This is a genomic window from Paenibacillus sp. NPDC057886, from assembly GCF_042796655.1.
In the GTDB taxonomy this organism is placed as follows: domain Bacteria; phylum Bacillota; class Bacilli; order Paenibacillales; family Paenibacillaceae; genus Paenibacillus.
This window is the reverse complement of record NZ_JBHVMZ010000013.1, coordinates 114,172-129,877: the sequence shown is the minus strand read 5'-3', so window position 1 is coordinate 129,877 and position 15,706 is coordinate 114,172. Positions and strand designations below refer to the sequence as shown.

The 15,706-nt window shown below is 46.1% G+C and carries 15 protein-coding genes and 1 tRNA gene; 10 read left to right on the top strand and 6 right to left on the bottom strand.

Features of this window, described 5'->3' with window-relative positions:
* Positions 1-84 precede the first annotated feature (84 nt).
* The 4 genes from ACFVQB_RS31395 to ACFVQB_RS31380 are packed head-to-tail and all read right to left on the bottom strand — an operon-like array spanning position 85 to position 3,519.
* Positions 85-687: a response regulator transcription factor gene (locus tag ACFVQB_RS31395; protein WP_379448722.1), complete on the bottom strand. Its 603-nt coding sequence runs from the start codon at positions 685-687 to the stop codon at positions 85-87.
* Positions 688-689: 2 nt separating this feature from the next.
* Entirely contained in the window at positions 690-1,817 is a 1,128-nt protein-coding gene (locus ACFVQB_RS31390) for a sensor histidine kinase (protein ID WP_379448719.1), read from the bottom strand.
* A gap of 9 nt (positions 1,818-1,826) precedes the next feature.
* On the bottom strand, positions 1,827-2,564 hold the full coding sequence (locus tag ACFVQB_RS31385; RefSeq protein ID WP_379448717.1) for an ABC transporter permease: 738 nt from the start codon (positions 2,562-2,564) through the stop codon (positions 1,827-1,829).
* A gap of 1 nt (position 2,565) precedes the next feature.
* Complete coding sequence (locus ACFVQB_RS31380) at positions 2,566-3,519, bottom strand: ABC transporter ATP-binding protein (protein ID WP_379448715.1); 954 nt, start codon at positions 3,517-3,519, stop codon at positions 2,566-2,568.
* A gap of 361 nt (positions 3,520-3,880) precedes the next feature.
* Between ACFVQB_RS31380 and ACFVQB_RS31375 the strand changes: the two genes are divergently transcribed.
* From ACFVQB_RS31375 to ACFVQB_RS31345, 7 genes are all read left to right on the top strand, one after another.
* Entirely contained in the window at positions 3,881-4,831 is a 951-nt protein-coding gene (locus ACFVQB_RS31375; protein WP_063566497.1) for an ROK family glucokinase, read from the top strand.
* Positions 4,832-4,882: 51 nt separating this feature from the next.
* Positions 4,883-5,782 (top strand): RNase adapter RapZ, encoded by a 900-nt coding sequence (gene rapZ, locus ACFVQB_RS31370; protein WP_053782949.1) that lies wholly within the window; start codon positions 4,883-4,885, stop codon positions 5,780-5,782.
* 13 nt (positions 5,783-5,795) lie between these two features.
* Complete coding sequence (locus ACFVQB_RS31365) at positions 5,796-6,782, top strand: gluconeogenesis factor YvcK family protein (RefSeq protein WP_053782950.1); 987 nt, start codon at positions 5,796-5,798, stop codon at positions 6,780-6,782.
* Positions 6,783-6,788: 6 nt separating this feature from the next.
* Positions 6,789-7,721 (top strand): DNA-binding protein WhiA, encoded by a 933-nt coding sequence (gene whiA, locus ACFVQB_RS31360; protein WP_379448713.1) that lies wholly within the window; start codon positions 6,789-6,791, stop codon positions 7,719-7,721.
* 256 nt (positions 7,722-7,977) lie between these two features.
* On the top strand, positions 7,978-8,247 hold the full coding sequence (locus ACFVQB_RS31355; protein ID WP_017691248.1) for an HPr family phosphocarrier protein: 270 nt from the start codon (positions 7,978-7,980) through the stop codon (positions 8,245-8,247).
* Positions 8,248-8,394: 147 nt separating this feature from the next.
* On the top strand, positions 8,395-9,150 hold the full coding sequence (locus ACFVQB_RS31350) for an SIMPL domain-containing protein (protein WP_379448711.1): 756 nt from the start codon (positions 8,395-8,397) through the stop codon (positions 9,148-9,150).
* 366 nt (positions 9,151-9,516) lie between these two features.
* A complete protein-coding gene (locus tag ACFVQB_RS31345; RefSeq protein WP_379448709.1) occupies positions 9,517-10,614 on the top strand; it encodes a stalk domain-containing protein in 1,098 nt (365 codons plus the stop codon).
* 279 nt (positions 10,615-10,893) lie between these two features.
* Here the strand turns inward: ACFVQB_RS31345 and clpP are convergent, their stop codons facing one another.
* Both clpP and ACFVQB_RS31335 read right to left on the bottom strand, forming a co-directional pair.
* Entirely contained in the window at positions 10,894-11,490 is a 597-nt protein-coding gene (clpP, locus tag ACFVQB_RS31340) for an ATP-dependent Clp endopeptidase proteolytic subunit ClpP (protein ID WP_072735760.1), read from the bottom strand.
* A 179-nt stretch (positions 11,491-11,669) separates the two neighbouring features.
* Positions 11,670-11,744, bottom strand: a tRNA-Arg gene (locus ACFVQB_RS31335).
* Positions 11,745-12,227: 483 nt separating this feature from the next.
* Here ACFVQB_RS31335 and ACFVQB_RS31330 point away from each other — a divergent pair.
* The 3 genes from ACFVQB_RS31330 to ACFVQB_RS31320 all read left to right on the top strand — a co-directional run bounded on the left by ACFVQB_RS31330 (position 12,228) and on the right by ACFVQB_RS31320 (position 15,699).
* Entirely contained in the window at positions 12,228-13,253 is a 1,026-nt protein-coding gene (locus ACFVQB_RS31330; RefSeq protein ID WP_076291987.1) for a sugar-binding transcriptional regulator, read from the top strand.
* 107 nt (positions 13,254-13,360) lie between these two features.
* Positions 13,361-14,368 carry a type I glyceraldehyde-3-phosphate dehydrogenase gene (gene gap / locus ACFVQB_RS31325; RefSeq protein ID WP_379448706.1) on the top strand — a complete coding sequence of 336 codons (1,008 nt, stop codon included), beginning with the start codon at positions 13,361-13,363 and terminating at the stop codon, positions 14,366-14,368.
* Positions 14,369-14,517: 149 nt separating this feature from the next.
* A complete protein-coding gene (locus ACFVQB_RS31320) occupies positions 14,518-15,699 on the top strand; it encodes a phosphoglycerate kinase (RefSeq protein WP_024629502.1) in 1,182 nt (393 codons plus the stop codon).
* Positions 15,700-15,706 lie beyond the last annotated feature (7 nt).

Below are 15,706 nucleotides of genomic sequence, written 5' to 3'. Positions count from 1 at the left end.
TTCTCTGTCCATATTCCTGGAGTATATATGGATGCGTATGTAGTTAGTACAATGTTGATGCTTATAAACTGAGCGCACTAGTCTTTACAACCATCCTTTCTCCTCTGCAATGCTGACGGCTTCGATGCGGTTCTTGGCATCAAGCTTGTTGAAGGCTTCAGACAGGTAGTTGCGCACGGTTCCATAGGAGAGATGAAGCGAGGCGGCGATATGATTGGCATTCATGCCAGTGGCTGCGAGCTTAAGCACTTCTCTCTCCCGTTCAGTTAACGGATTGATTTCTTTGGCTGCACCAAAAACGAGCTCTGGGGAAACCTCTCGACCACCATTCATGACCCGTCGAATAGCTCCTGCCAAACGATCACTTGGTTCGTCCTTGAGTAAATATCCCTGTACCCCGGCCTGAATGGCACGCTCCAGAAATCCCGGACGGGCAAAAGTAGTGAGAATGATAATACGGCAGGGCAGATCGAGTTGTTGTATACGTTCTGCTACGTCCAGGCCGCTCATCACGGGCATTTCAATATCCATAAGACACAGATCCGGTTGGAGGGAATCAATCTGCTTCAGAGCTTCCTCTCCATTTCCGGCTTCACCAATAACCTCCAAATCATCTTCCAGGTCTAGCAGTGAGGCAAGTGCACCTCTCAGCATGCGTTGATCTTCAGCAATCAAAATGCGAATCATGCTCAAATTCCTCCTTGGTGTTCAGTGGCGATCAGGGGAAAGGAAAAGACAAGATCGGTTCCTCCAGAGTCCGAGGAAATCTGGAGTGAGCCGTCGATCAGGTTCAGTCGTTCAGATATGCCTTTTAGTCCATTGCCTTGATGTTCACCTGGATTAATGCCATTACCATTATCTTTAACCCTTATGCTTAAGCCATCATGCGTTCGTTCGAGCTTGATTACACTGCAGGTGGCTTTGCTGTGTTTTACAATATTTGTTACGGATTCAAGCAGGCAGAGGCTCGCCATGTTCTGGGTAAGATCGGGAATTTCATGAAATGGGCCCTGTTCCCCTGCCAATTCCAATTCGATATCAGCACTCTTCAACATTTCTTTGGCATCGGCGAGTGCTTCAACAATGCTGATTGCCCGCATGTCAGAGACGAGCTGGCGTACTTCCCGCAAAGCCGCACGGGAGGTACGCTCAATCTCCCGTGCTTCCTGAATGGCACGTTCCGGATTTTTGACAATGAGTTTGGTGACCAGCTCACTCTTCAGTGTAATCAGCGAGAGCGTATGTCCCATGGTATCATGCAGATCCCTGGCAATTCGCATCCGCTCTTCACGTTTGATTAATTCCTTGATATGCTGCTGGGCTTCATCCAGCTGGGCTTCCAGCTTTTGGCGATCCAGCATGGAGCGGATCCCGAAGGGTGAAGCAAGCATAATGAGGTAAAATGGCGCAAAAAACATGAGTTGATAAGCGGTAAGGTATTGAATTTTTAAGGCAATTGGAATGGTTTGCACAATGGCGAATATCACCAAAAACATTCGAAACTGATGTTTCTCCGTGTACCATCCGATAAAATTGGCTGTGAAAAATCCGAGGAAAAACATATTGGGATCGATCACCAGGCTTAGCACCAGAACGCAAAGCATCTGTAGGCTAAGCCAATAGGAAAAGAGTGAGGTTCCTGATGTCATATAGAGCTGCCTATAAGTCAGGATAAATAAGATGAAGGAGGTTACTCCGATGTACCACTCATGTCCCTGTGCGTTCCACAAATAATAGATTGGCATAGCCAGATAGATCATCCATATATACGGGTAAAAGCCATAACGCTTTGGGAAAAGCTCGAATTGCTGAAGCATTTTTGAAGATTACGCCTCCCTTTGTTTATTACGGATATATGTGGATAGTAACATAAACGCCACCAGATATGCTGCCAAAAGTAGGATATCGCGCAGGGCAGGCACACCTCCCGCTATAATAATCCATGCTCCATTTCCAAAGCTATGGGAGGGAAGCCAGTTTCCGATCTGTCCAAGCCAGCTCGGCATGATGTCAAGAGGCATCCACATCCCGCCCAGCAAGGCTAATGACAGATAGAGGGCGTTGCTCAGTCCACTGGCGGTGTCAACCCGCCGCAATGTTCCTATACAGGTACCGAGTGCAAGAAAGGGTAGAGATCCAGCCAGAATCCAAAGGGCGGAGCCGATCCATTGAGCAGGGGGAAGTGATACACCATTAATCAGAAATCCAGCTGTAAAGATGACGATGATGGAAAACACGTGCATTATCGTTTGCCCCACCATTTTGCCTCCAAAATAAATCGAGTTGGGCAACGGAGTCACCTGCAGGTAGGCGACCCAACCCTGAGCTCTTTCTTGGACAAGCCGGATACCGAGTGTCATGATAGAGGATCCCATGATGCTGAAGCAGGTCATAGACATCAAGTAGTGTGCATTCCATTGTTCTGAATCCGTTGTTCCTGTAGTAAATATGCGTGTATAAAGAAAGTAGAAGGCGACGGGCATCATCAAAGACCAGAAAATAAAGTAGACATTGCGGGACATGCGGAGCATTTCAACGCGGGACTGGGCGAGAAGCATCAACATATCAAATTTCCTCCTTCACGGTTTCCATCAGGTTTGCATAGGCATCGTCCAGTTGTCCGGTTTCAATTCGGATGTCACTAACGGGAATCCGACGTTCAATGAGGTGACGGAGCAGCGCATCCGTATTTTTGGTGTGTAGAATGCAACGATGTTTGTGATATTCGATCTCGTCCACGTCAGGCAACTCTTCAATTTGTGCACGGACATCGTCTTCGGTTGACATCTCCGTGTTGGACACATAATCATTGGCGAACATGCTATGCGTAGTTGAAAAGGAAACCTTTCGTATGGTGATTCCGGCCTTGATATTCCCGGGTGTTCCGTCTGCAACAATGCTCCCTCGGTTAAAGAGAATGATCCGATCCGCTACTTCATCTGCTTCATGGAGGTAGTGTGTTGTGAAGATTACGGTTTTACCCTCCTGTGCCAGCTGGCGGACTCGTTCCCAGAAACGTCTCCTTGTTTCGGAATCCAGTCCGACTGTAGGTTCATCAAAGAATAGAATTTCGGGATTACCTGCCATGGCGAGGGCAAAATTCAGGCTGCGCTTTTGTCCGCCGGACAGCTTCTCTGCTCTTTTGTTCAAGTCGGGTGGAGGGAGTCCCGTCAGTTCTTCGATATGGTCTGCATGAAGCGGTGCGGGATAATAGCTGCGTACCATGCGTATAATCTCTCGAACGGTAAGTCCATCCATTACACTCACGTCCTGCAGCATGACACCAATCTTCTGTCGGACTTGTTTGTGATTCGGTTTCTGGCCCAGCACAGTCACAAGTCCTGATGTAGCAGTGGACAGGCCGAGCATCATTTTCATGGTTGTTGTTTTGCCTGCGCCATTAGGGCCAAGGATCGCAACAACCGAACCACGGCTGATCTCTAAGGAGATATTATTGACTACTTCTTTATTGCCGTACCTTTTGCTTACCTGTTCCAGCTTTATAACGGGTGAGCTCATCTAAATCACGTCCTTGTTCTGTTCTATAAGATATTTCCATCTTATCGAACTGCCTGAGACGTGATTAGTAAGGATTGTCATAAAATTCAGATGACAATTGTCATCTTTTACGCATGGAACGAGTGGATATGCAATATCATGAGTTGAGGCTTCCTCCTCTATGGAGGAAGGTTGAAAGCCTGCGTTTTTAATAGAGACAATTGAGGTTGTATACGTATTCAAAAATAGCCTGTGATGTTGTTCACAATAGCGGGGAAGCTAATCACAGCAAAGGTCTTATCGTCTTGACCCAGGCGTATCCTTCAATTATAGTTGGTACGTAGGATTAAACTATTATAGATAGATAAAGGTGGCTTGTAGCATGTCTGAGAAAATCTACGTTGGGGTCGATCTCGGCGGAACAGCAATCAAGGTCGGTATATGTGATGAACACGGTCAGCTTATGCATACGTATGAAGGACCGACTGAAGTGGATAAGGGCGTTGACACGGTCATTGCCAACATCGAGAAGTATGTCCGTCATATCGTTGCCGAATCGCCATACAGCTGGGAACAGCTTGAAGGTGTGGGAGCGGGAGTGGCTGGGTTCACCAATGTACGCGAGGGAATTATCGTTCTTGCCCCTAACATTGGATTTCGGAATGTAGCCATTCGTTCGATTTTGGAAGAACGTCTGGGCAAGCCAGTCAAAATAGATAACGATGCAAACGTGGCTGCACTGGGTGAAGCTTGGGCAGGTGCCGGCAAGGGCGTGGACAACTGTGTATGCTATACGCTTGGTACAGGCGTTGGTGGCGGACTGATCCTGAATGGCAAGATCTATCAAGGTTTCTCCGGTATGGCTGGTGAGCTTGGTCATGTCAGCGTTGTTCCTGATCTGGAAGCGATTCAGTGCGGATGCGGCAAAATGGGATGCGTGGAAACTGTATCTTCAGCAACCGGAATTATTCGTATGGCCAAAGACGCTGTAGAGCGTGGAGACCATACATCGCTGGCACTCGTCGACAAGATTGCAGCCAAGGAAGTGTTTGATGCAGCCAAGGCGGGCGATGAAGTTGCGCTTCGTATCGTCAATCGTGCAGCGTTCTATCTGGGCAAATCGATGGCGGCTGTAGCAGCTGTGATTAACCCTGAGATGTTCATTATCGGTGGCGGTGTATCCAAAGCGGGTAATATTTTGTTTGATGAAGTACGCACTGTATTTGCGAAACTGACACCTGAACCGCTGCAAGAAGGGGTTAAAATTCTTGAAGCAACGCTTGGCAATAATGCAGGTATTGTTGGCGCGGCTGGTCTTCTCTTGCGTTCCTAGTAACCTCGTAACAGTATAATCCGACAGCAATATGATAAGGAGGGGACATTTATGCTTGAAGGTGAAGTTTCACCGGGCACAGGCGCCACGCTCATTATCATTACGGGCATGTCCGGAGCAGGCAAGACAATTGCAGTACAAAGCCTGGAGGATCTTGGTTTCTTCTGTGTGGATAATCTTCCGCCGGTATTGATTCCGAAATTTGCGGAGTTGATTGAACAATCGAACGGCAAAATTGGCAAGGTCGCACTGGTTATCGACCTTCGCGGTCGTGAGTTCTTTACGGCTTTGTCCGAGTCACTGAACTATATTAAAGATCATTTTACCATTCATTGTGAAATATTATTCCTGGACGCGACAGACTCTGTATTAGTCCAGCGCTATAAGGAGAGCAGGCGCAGACATCCACTGGCTCCTGAGGGCATGCCGCTGGACGGCATCCGGCTGGAGCGTAAAATGCTGGAGGAGCTCAAAAATTCCGCCACTCAGGTACTGAATACCAGTACGATGAAGCCTGCTCAACTGAAAGAGCGCATCATATCCCGCTTTTCTCATCTGGAAAGCCATATGCTGTCGGTAAATATTACGTCGTTTGGGTTCAAATACGGTATTCCGATCGATGCGGATCTGGTGTTTGACGTTCGTTTTTTGCCAAATCCGCATTATATTGAACATTTACGTCCGAATACGGGACAGAATAGTGATGTATACGAATATGTTATGAAATGGCCGGAAACGCAGGCGTTTCTGACCAAGCTGCTGGATATGCTGCATTTTCTGATTCCGCAATACCGGAAGGAAGGCAAAAGCCAGGTTATTATTGGAATCGGCTGTACCGGAGGCAAGCATCGTTCGGTAGCAATATCGGAATATTTGGGCAAAATGTTGGGAAGCAGCGAAACTGAGGCTGTCACCGTGAGCCATCGCGACGCCGACCGGGACCGTCATTGAAGAGGGTGAAGGGATGAAAGAAGCCGGACCACGAAGAGAACGTCCGAGAATTGTAGTCATGGGCGGCGGAACCGGATTATCCGTGATGCTGCGCGGTTTGAAGGAAAAGCCGCTGGACATCACGGCCATCGTGACGGTGGCGGATGACGGAGGAAGTTCGGGCATCCTGCGTAATGAGTTGCAAATGCCGCCTCCGGGCGACATTCGTAACGTACTCACAGCGCTGGCAGATGTAGAACCGTTGTTGTCGGATATGCTGAATTATCGCTTCAATACAGGCGCGGGGCTTGCAGGCCACAGCCTGGGTAACTTGATTTTGGCTGCAATGACGGATATATCGGGCGACTTCGTGACCGCTGTGCGGGAACTTAGCCGCGTGTTTGCCGTTCGGGGTGAGGTATTGCCCGCAGCCGGGCAGGCCGTTATACTGCATGCAGAGATGGAGGACGGCTCGATTGTTACGGGCGAGTCCAAGATCCCTGAAGCTGGCTTACGGATCAAACGCGTTTTCCTTGAACCGGATCACGTGGAGCCGTTGCCAGAGGCAGTTGAAGCCATTCGTCAGGCAGACGCCATCCTGATTGGGCCAGGTAGTCTCTACACGAGCATTCTGCCCAATCTGCTTGTTCCTAAGCTGGCTGAAGCTGTCGTTGAGGCTGACGCAGTGAAAATGTTTATTTGTAATGTGATGACACAGCCGGGAGAGACGGATAATTACACAGTGAGTGACCACCTCAAGGCGGTACATGAACATGTAGGACACCAAATTTTCGACTATGTCATTGTAAATAATGGTGATATTCCGCTGCAGGTGCAGAATAAGTATGCGGAAAAAGGAGCAAAACCGGTTGTGCTGGATATGAATGTGCTAAAGAGTGCCGGCTATCAAGTCGTTGCGGATACGTTGGTCCTATTCCGGACTTATCTGCGTCATGATGCCGACAAGCTGAGCCATCACATCTATCAACTTGTACAAAATTGGATGTTACGGAAGAGGTGAAGTCCCATGTCGTTTGCAGCACAGACCAAAAAAGAACTAACGATGATCGAAAGCGAACCGTGCTGCGAAAAGGCGGAACTTTCAGCCCTCATCCGTATGCTTGGTGCGGTGCAGTTATCGAATAAAAAAGTCATCTTGGATATTTCGACGGAGAATGCCGCCATTGCAAGACGGGCATACTCTCTGCTTAAAAAGCATTTTCAAGTGCATACGGAATTGCTTGTCCGCAAAAAAATGCGGCTGAAAAAGAACAATGTATATATTGTTCGGATTCCAACCATGGTACAGGAGATTTTAAAAGATCTGTACATTGTTTCCGAAGGATTTCTGTTCACTCCCGGGATCAGTGGAGAGCTGTTCAATAATAACTGCTGTAAACGTGCTTATCTTCGAGGAGCATTTATGGCAGGAGGCTCAGTTAACAATCCCGAAGGTTCATCCTACCACTTGGAGATTGCGTCCATGTATGAGGAGCACTGTCAGGCCCTGGTGGACCTAGCGAATGAATTTCATCTCAATGCCCGGTGTATAGAACGCAAAAAAGGATTCATCCTATACATTAAGGAAGGCGAGAAAATCATTGAGCTGCTCAGTATCATTGGTGCACATCAGGCCCTTTTCAAGTTCGAGGATGTGCGTATCATGCGAGATATGCGTAATTCCGTCAACCGAATCGTCAATTGTGAGACGGCGAACCTGAACAAAACGATTGGAGCAGCAGTCAGACAGATCGATAACATCAGATTGTTGCAAAAGGAAGTTGGTCTGGAGTCGTTACCCGAAAAGCTTCGTGAAGTGGCTGAAGTCAGACTCGCCCATCCGGATATCAACTTGAAGGAAGTAGGCGAACTGCTTAAGGGTACAGTCAGCAAGTCCGGAGTGAATCACCGGCTGCGCAAGATTGATGAGCTGGCAGAGAAGGTTCGTACCGAGCGTTAATGTTAAATTAAGGGTAAGGTAGTCTGCGGTGCTGATTTGGTTTTCGCCAAAGGTCAGTTTAAAGTCAGTCTATAAGGATCTTGAAGAGCTGCTCAGGTGTAATGAGGCGATGTAAAAAGGCTAAAATGGGTCATAATAATGACATCCCAATCACCCTGAGTTTTTTCTTCTAGTGTCCTGCTCTGGTTAATGGTATAATGTTATAAATATAATTGTGTATTTAATGTCCAGATTTCATAATAGGGGGTAAGTTTCCATGACAAAGCACCCGGTAGTTGTCCGTTTGAAAACGGGTCTCCATGCCAGACCTGCGGCACTGTTCGTTCAAGAAGCGAATAAGTACTCATCTGAAGTGTTCGTCGAGAAGGACGACAAAAAAGTAAATGCAAAAAGTATCATGGGGATCATGAGCCTTGCAATCAGTACTGGTACGGAAATCCAGATTAGTGCAGAAGGCGCGGACGCCGAACAGGCTGTAAACGCTTTAGTTAGTCTGGTAAGCAAGGAAGAGCTTGAGAACCAATAAGATATGATTTGAACCCAATGAAGAAGTCCCGAAAGGGGCTTTTTTGCGTTTTAAGACTGTCAAGTGCAACATTATGGAATTGAGCCCGTCTGTTAGGTATCAAATCGATTTGAGTTTGAGATGTTAAAACTTAAGGAGGCTAACGTAATGGGTAAATTGTGGATGAAACCGCTGGGCGCGGTGATGGTTGCAGGTACATTGCTTGTTGGAGGTACTGCGTGGGTTGCACCTAGTAATTATGCGTATGCTGCTGAGGTACAGGGCGTACAGCAAAACGTGATTAACGTTGTGGGTACAGGTGAGATTCAGGTGAAACCTGACATTGCTTATCTTTCCATTGGAGTGAACAGTACGGCAGATACCGCAGCCTCTGCTCAAAAAGCGAATGCGGCGAAAATTCAAAAGGTTAGCAATCTGCTGAAAAGTACGTGGAAAATCAGTGCGGACGATATTCAAACCAGCCAGTTCTACGTACAGCCTAACTACACATATAGTGAAAAAGATGGACAGAAGATCAAAGGGTACACAGCTCATCACACATTGACCGTAACTTACCGTGAGATGGACAAGATTGGTGAACTTCTGGATGCTGCATCCCAAGCTGGTGCCAACAATATTGAGAATGTGCGTTTTACGGTAGAAAAACCGGAGAACTTTGAAGCTCAAGTCATTGAGAAAGCTGTTGCCAATGCCGATGTAAAAGCTGGAGCTATTGCAAAAGCGGTTAAACGCCAACTGGGGGCTGTTCTTTCCGTGAGCCAAGGTGACGCTAACGTACCTGTGTTCTATGCAAGTGAGTCACTGATGTCCAAATCAGTAGCTGATTCTGCTGGTAGCACAGAAATTGAAACAGGACAGGTTAAAGTAAGCACAACGCTGAATATTACTTATGAAATGAAATAAGTGAAGTAAATAAAGGCTGGATGTCCGTTAAAGATATGCTTGAGTGGGCAAAAGGCAATAATGACAAAGACGTAGTCCGATGGACAGCGTCTTTTTTGTTATAAAGGCGGAATTTGATGAAGTTTGAAAGGAAGAGATGAAATATGACGGAATAAATTGCTGGTTATTGGTATCTTTATTGTCTATTTGTTCGTAACAAAACCTTCATTATAGGCATCTGGATCGAACAACATTGTAACTGGAGCTGTAAACCTTTCCGGAATTGGGTTAATTATAATAAAGAGGTGAGCGTATGAGGCATACGATCAAAATCAGGATACATACGCAATGACACTCAAATTTGAATTCGAGAGAGGAGTTATATATATGACATCATGGAAAAAATGGACAAGTGCACTACTGGCGGCAGGAATTATTGTGGGGAGCGGGGCTGTATGGCAGGATAGTTCTGTACAGGCAGCTTCAGTATCCACGAAAGTGACAACACCTACTGAGGTAACTCTGAAATCGGGAGGTAAAACGCTTACTCAAAAAGGACTCCTTCAAGGTGGCTCTACTTGGGTATCGCTTACCGCAGTGAAAGATGTTGCAGGTGGAAGCTTAAAATATGATGCAAAGGCTAAGGAGTACTCTTTAACTGCAGCTAATAATACGATGACAATCAGCCTGATCGATGGGTCACCGAGTGTTAGAATTAACAACTACTATCCACAGGTGGAAGCGAAGCTGATCAATGGACGATTGTATATTCCGTTTTCTGCAATGAGAGATTATTTGGGTGTTCAGGGCAACTGGGATGGCAAAGCCAAGACACTAACGCTGAGCAAAGTGAAGCAAAATAGCGTGACAGTCAAAGCGGCAACAGTAAAAGTCAGCATCAAGAACGCTGAAGTGGATATTCAATATCCTCAGGTGAGCGGACTGGCTAACGATAAAGCAGAAGCAGCTATCAACAAGGTGCTGAAAGATGAAGTCGATGCTTTTGTAGCAGATTTCAAAAAACAAACCAAGGAATTTGGCGACGCAGCAGCGAACCGTCCATATGCATTTGAGAGCTCTTATGTGGTGACGTACAACGAAAATGGTGTACTGGGGCTCATTACGCAAAGTTATCAGGACTATGCGGGCGCACATGGTATGACTTTCCGTACAGGTCACACCTTTGCTCTGGATTCCGGTAAGGAATTGAGTCTGGATGATGTGATTCAAAATAACAAAACCGTACGTGAGACAGTAAGCAAAAAAGTTGGAGATCAGCTTAAAGCTCGTGGTGGCTACCTTGAAGGCTATAAAGGCCTGAATAAAGATCAAGATTTCTATGTAACACCAACAGGTGTAGTTGTATTCTTCCAGTTGTATGAGTACACAGCTTATGCGGAAGGCTTCCCGGAATTCCCGTTCACGTATAAAGAGTTATTGCCTAAAGGCACAGCGCCATTTAGTGGCTTAACAGCAAACAAGTAAAGTATTAGAATTTCATTTCGTTGAAATGTTGGCTAATAGCGTGTGCTCAGTTCATTAGGTGCACGTTTAGTATTAGTATTGATTTTATTGCTAGCGTAACGCTATGGAAGTTAAGTGAATCCATTAAATATTTATTATGCACTCATATGTTATTTTCAAAAAAAGGACGCCCTCGTCATATTGACGAGAGCGTCCTTTTTTCATATGGCCAACTCAACTGGGCAATGCCATTTGAGTTGGCCATATGGTATATCCGTTTAATTGGCGATTCGCCTCGGCTTAGATGCCTTGGGAACCTACGTTTTCGATAACTTTATCGATGATACCGTAATCAGCAGCTTCAGCAGCACTCATAAAGTAGTCACGATCTGTATCTTTCTCGATACGCTCCAGCGGTTGGCCTGAGCGCTCAGCGATGATGCGGTTCAAGGTATCACGCATTTTCAGGATGCGACGGGCACGAATTTCGATGTCCGAAGCTTGACCTTGCGCACCACCAAGTGGTTGGTGAATCATAATTTCGCTGTTAGGCAATGCAAAACGTTTACCTTTGGCGCCTGCGTTCAACAGGAATGCACCCATGGAAGCCGCCATACCTACACAGATGGTAGATACATCCGGTTTGATGAATTGCATTGTATCGTAAATCGCCATACCGGCTGTAATGGATCCGCCTGGGCTATTGATGTATAAGTGAATGTCTTTCTCCGGATCTTCCGCAGCTAGGAACAACATCTGTGCCATGATGGCATTCGCCACAACGTCATTTACATCACTGCCAAGGAAGATGATACGATCCTTCAGCAATCTGGAATAGATGTCATAGGCGCGCTCACCGCGGTTGCTCTGTTCAACGACCATTGGAATATAACTCACGTGAAAAACCTCCTCGGAAATGTAAATGTTAAATTGGTGTTTATATATAAACTGTTACCGTATTACCCACATCATAAACAATTTCAAACAAAAAGTCAAAGAAAGTCAAACTAAGTTTGAAAAAAAAGAAACCTATTCGGTTTCATTGGTTAAAAGGGTTATGAGCTACTAATTAAGAATGGCGCGCCCGCCAAGAATCGAACTTGGATCTCAGGCTTCGGAGGCCTACGTCATATCCATTGGACCACGGGCGCACATTGATTATTGCTGCGAACATAATTGCTTAAAAGCAGTTTTGAAATAGAAGTTTCAAATATGTGACAGCAATAATGATTATAGCTCATGAGTAATTGAATTGCAAGCAGATGTTCGCCGTTTTGGTTTGGATTACCCTGAAGTTGATCATGATGAAGATAAGTGGATAAAGAACGCAAATAGGTAAATGCTAAAAGAGGTTTTGGACATGCCATATGAAAAACAATAGCGAGCAATATGTAGATGAAAATTCCACTTTGCTTCTATATATGGTATGGAACAGGTTGTTCTAGATCACGGGAGTTTGACATTGTGAAAATAGGCGCGTACAAACGCCTGAAACGTGTCGAATTAACGCTTCGAAACACTTGCATGTCGCGTCAGTTTTAGGTAGAATAGACGTGGGACTTAAAAAGTTAACCCGGGACGTTTTAGGGCCATGAAAGAGAGCTTGGAACGAGAAGCTTGCGGGAGTGGAAAGCATGCGAACGATTTTAGAAGTGCAAAAGCAGCTTCTGCCTGATCTCATGGATGTCTTGAAGAAGAGGTATACGATTCTGCGCCAGATCATGTTATCGGATGTGATCGGACGAAGAACGTTAGCAAATTCCATGCAGATGACCGAGCGGGTTCTGAGGGCTGAGACCGATTTGTTAAAGGCTCAGGGACTTATTGAAATTGACAGTGCAGGAATGAAGATCAGTGAGGCAGGGCATGAATTGCTGCAGCAGTTGGAACCCGTCGCCAAAGAGTTGTTTGGATTATCCGAACTGGAAGAACGCATCAAGCAAGCCTACGGTCTGCAAAAGGTAGTTGTGGTTCCTGGTGATTCGGACATTTCTCCATTTGCCAAACGGGAACTGGGCAGAGCCGGAGCGAAGGCTCTGGGTAATATTATGAGTGATAACGATGTTGTCGCCGTTACTGGGGGTTCAACAACGGCTGAAGTCGCAGAGCAACTGACTCCGCCAACATCGCTGAAAGGTGTCTGGTTTGTACCGGCACGCGGTGGGCTGGGAGAAAGCCTCGAAATCCAGGCCAATACGATTGCATCCACGATGGCAAAACGGGTAGGAGCCCAATACAAACTCCTGCATGTACCGGATTTGCTTAGTGATCATGCCTACGAATCACTAATCCAGGACCCGAGTGTTCAGGAGATTCTGCAGCTGATCCGAAAATCGCGGATCGTCATTCATGGAATCGGTGATGCCGTAGAGATGGCACGGCGTCGCAAACTTGCGACAGAGATCATAGATGAACTTCAGGAGCAAGGGGCCGTATCTGAATCCTTCGGTTATTACTTTAATGATCAGGGTGAGGTGGTACATACCATGCTTACGCTGGGCATGCGACTCCAGGATATTGAACGAACCGATGTCGTAATTGGGATTGCAGGTGGCAAAAGCAAGGCTGCTGCCATACATTCTGTCCTGCGATTTGGTCAGGAAGATATTCTGATTATTGATGAGGCTGCTGCTGAAGTCATCGTCGCTGAAATGGAATAAGGGTTTTATTTTGCACCACAACTATTGTTGTCTTGACGGACTTCACCGTCTGTCTTGAATATATAAGCTTCATAAAAAATCAATCAAAACTTGGGAGGAACTTACTCATGATTAAAGTAGGTATTAACGGTTTTGGACGTATTGGTCGTTTGGCATTCCGCCGTATTCAAAATGTAGAGGGCATTGAAGTTGTAGCAATCAACGACTTGACTGATGCTAAAATGCTAGCTCATTTGCTCAAATATGATACAACTCAAGGTCGCTTCGATGGCGATGTTGAAGTACACGATGGCTTCTTCAAAGTGAACGGCAAAGAAGTTAAAGTTTTGGCTAACCGTAACCCAGAAGAACTTCCTTGGGGCGACCTGGGCGTAGATATCGTTCTGGAATGTACTGGTTTCTTCACAACTAAAGAAGCAGCTGAGAAACACTTGAAAGGTGGAGCTAAGAAAGTTGTTATCTCCGCACCAGCTACTGGCGACATGAAAACCATCGTTTACAACGTAAACCATGAAATCCTCGACGGGACTGAAACTGTAATCTCCGGCGCATCTTGCACAACAAACTGCCTGGCACCTATGGCAAAAACATTGCAAGACAAATTCGGAATCGTTCAAGGTTTGATGACTACAATTCACGCTTACACTGGCGACCAAAACACATTGGATGCTCCACACCCTAAAGGTGATTTCCGTCGTGCTCGCGCAGCAGCTGAAAACATCATCCCTAACACAACTGGTGCTGCTAAAGCAATCGGTTTGGTTATTCCAGAACTGCAAGGTAAACTCGACGGTGCAGCTCAACGTGTACCAGTAGCTACTGGTTCCCTGACTGAGCTCGTAACTGTATTGGGTAAAAAAGTTACTGCTGAAGAAGTTAACGCAGTAATGAAAGAAGCTTCCGATCCACAAACTTTCGGATACACAGAAGACGAAATCGTATCTTCCGATATCAAAGGTATCACTTTCGGTTCCCTGTTTGATGCAACTCAAACTAAAGTTCTGACTGTTGGCGACCAACAATTGGTTAAAACTGTAGCTTGGTATGACAATGAAATGTCCTACACTGCTCAACTGGTTCGCACTTTGGAGCACTTTGCAAAAATGATTAAGTAATATCTGCAATAACATAGAGCGGAAACAGATGCTATTGTTTCCGCTCTTTATATATCAACATTTTGCAAATTTCTCAAAAACACCAGGATTGACAAGGGATTTCAGCTCTTGATCTGTCCACCAAATACATGGGTGCGGAGGAAATACAGATGAACAAAAAAAGTGTACGCGATATCGAATTGACAGGAAAACGGGCTTTTGTCCGTGTAGATTTTAATGTGCCGCTCGAAGATGGTAAAATTACTGATGACAAACGTATTCGTGCCACGCTTCCTACGATCAACTACTTGATCGAAAAAGGCGCTAAAGTTATTTTGGCAAGCCACATGGGTCGTCCAAAAGGCGAAGTAGTTGAATCCATGCGTTTGACTCCAGCTGCTGAGCGTTTGTCCGAATTGCTCGGTAAAAAAGTCGTCAAAGCGGATGATTCCGTTGGCGAAACAGTAAAAGCTCAAATCGCTGAACTGAACAATGGCGACGTATTGTTGCTTGAGAACGTTCGTTTCCACGCAGGCGAAGAGAAAAACGATCCGGAACTAGCAAAACAATTTGCTGAACTGGCTGACGTATTCGTTAACGATGCATTCGGCGCAGCTCACAGAGCACACGCTTCGACAGAAGGTATCGCTCACCTGTTGCCAGCAGTATCCGGTCTGTTGATGGAGAAAGAACTTGAAGTGTTGGGCAAAGCAATCTCCAACCCTGAGCGTCCTTTCACAGCAATCATCGGTGGTTCCAAAGTTAAAGACAAAATCGATGTGATCGACAACCTGTTGAACATTGCAGACAACGTAATCATCGGTGGCGGCCTGACTTACACGTTCTTCAAAGCACAAGGACATGAAATCGGACAATCCCTGTTGGATGATTCCAAACTGGACGTTGCTCTTGGTTTCATTGAAAAAGCGAAAAAATTGGGCAAAAACTTCTACCTGCCGGTAGATATCGTTGTATCTGACGATTTCAGTGCAAGTGCAAACACACAAATCGTTGGCATCGACGGCATCCCTGCAGACTGGGAAGGCGTGGACATCGGACCGAAAACGCGTGCAATCTATGCTGAAGTGATCAAAAACTCCAAGCTGGTTGTATGGAACGGACCAATGGGCGTATTCGAAATTGAACCTTTCTCTAACGGTACACGTGAGGTTGCTGAAGCTTGTGCAGAGACAGAAGCATACACCATCATTGGTGGTGGTGACTCCGCAGCAGCAGCAGAGAAGTTCAAATTGGCTGACAAAATGGACCACATCTCTACAGGTGGCGGTGCATCGCTCGAGTTCATGGAAGGCAAAGTGCTTCCTGGCGTAGTTGCATTGAACGACAAGTAAGCTTTAA

What these genes read in the sequence shown, in the direction of transcription:
- ACFVQB_RS31395 (WP_379448722.1), bottom strand. Translation starts at nt 687, where the DNA reads ATGATTCGCATTTTGATTGCTGAAGATCAACGCATGCTGAGAGGTGCA.
- ACFVQB_RS31390 (WP_379448719.1), bottom strand. Translation starts at nt 1,817, where the DNA reads ATGCTTCAGCAATTCGAGCTTTTCCCAAAGCGTTATGGCTTTTACCCG.
- ACFVQB_RS31385 (WP_379448717.1), bottom strand. Translation starts at nt 2,564, where the DNA reads ATGTTGATGCTTCTCGCCCAGTCCCGCGTTGAAATGCTCCGCATGTCC.
- ACFVQB_RS31380 (WP_379448715.1), bottom strand. Translation starts at nt 3,519, where the DNA reads ATGAGCTCACCCGTTATAAAGCTGGAACAGGTAAGCAAAAGGTACGGC.
- ACFVQB_RS31375 (WP_063566497.1), top strand. Translation starts at nt 3,881, where the DNA reads ATGTCTGAGAAAATCTACGTTGGGGTCGATCTCGGCGGAACAGCAATC.
- rapZ (WP_053782949.1), top strand. Translation starts at nt 4,883, where the DNA reads ATGCTTGAAGGTGAAGTTTCACCGGGCACAGGCGCCACGCTCATTATC.
- ACFVQB_RS31365 (WP_053782950.1), top strand. Translation starts at nt 5,796, where the DNA reads ATGAAAGAAGCCGGACCACGAAGAGAACGTCCGAGAATTGTAGTCATG.
- whiA (WP_379448713.1), top strand. Translation starts at nt 6,789, where the DNA reads ATGTCGTTTGCAGCACAGACCAAAAAAGAACTAACGATGATCGAAAGC.
- ACFVQB_RS31355 (WP_017691248.1), top strand. Translation starts at nt 7,978, where the DNA reads ATGACAAAGCACCCGGTAGTTGTCCGTTTGAAAACGGGTCTCCATGCC.
- ACFVQB_RS31350 (WP_379448711.1), top strand. Translation starts at nt 8,395, where the DNA reads ATGGGTAAATTGTGGATGAAACCGCTGGGCGCGGTGATGGTTGCAGGT.
- ACFVQB_RS31345 (WP_379448709.1), top strand. Translation starts at nt 9,517, where the DNA reads ATGACATCATGGAAAAAATGGACAAGTGCACTACTGGCGGCAGGAATT.
- ACFVQB_RS31330 (WP_076291987.1), top strand. Translation starts at nt 12,228, where the DNA reads ATGCGAACGATTTTAGAAGTGCAAAAGCAGCTTCTGCCTGATCTCATG.
- gap (WP_379448706.1), top strand. Translation starts at nt 13,361, where the DNA reads ATGATTAAAGTAGGTATTAACGGTTTTGGACGTATTGGTCGTTTGGCA.
- ACFVQB_RS31320 (WP_024629502.1), top strand. Translation starts at nt 14,518, where the DNA reads ATGAACAAAAAAAGTGTACGCGATATCGAATTGACAGGAAAACGGGCT.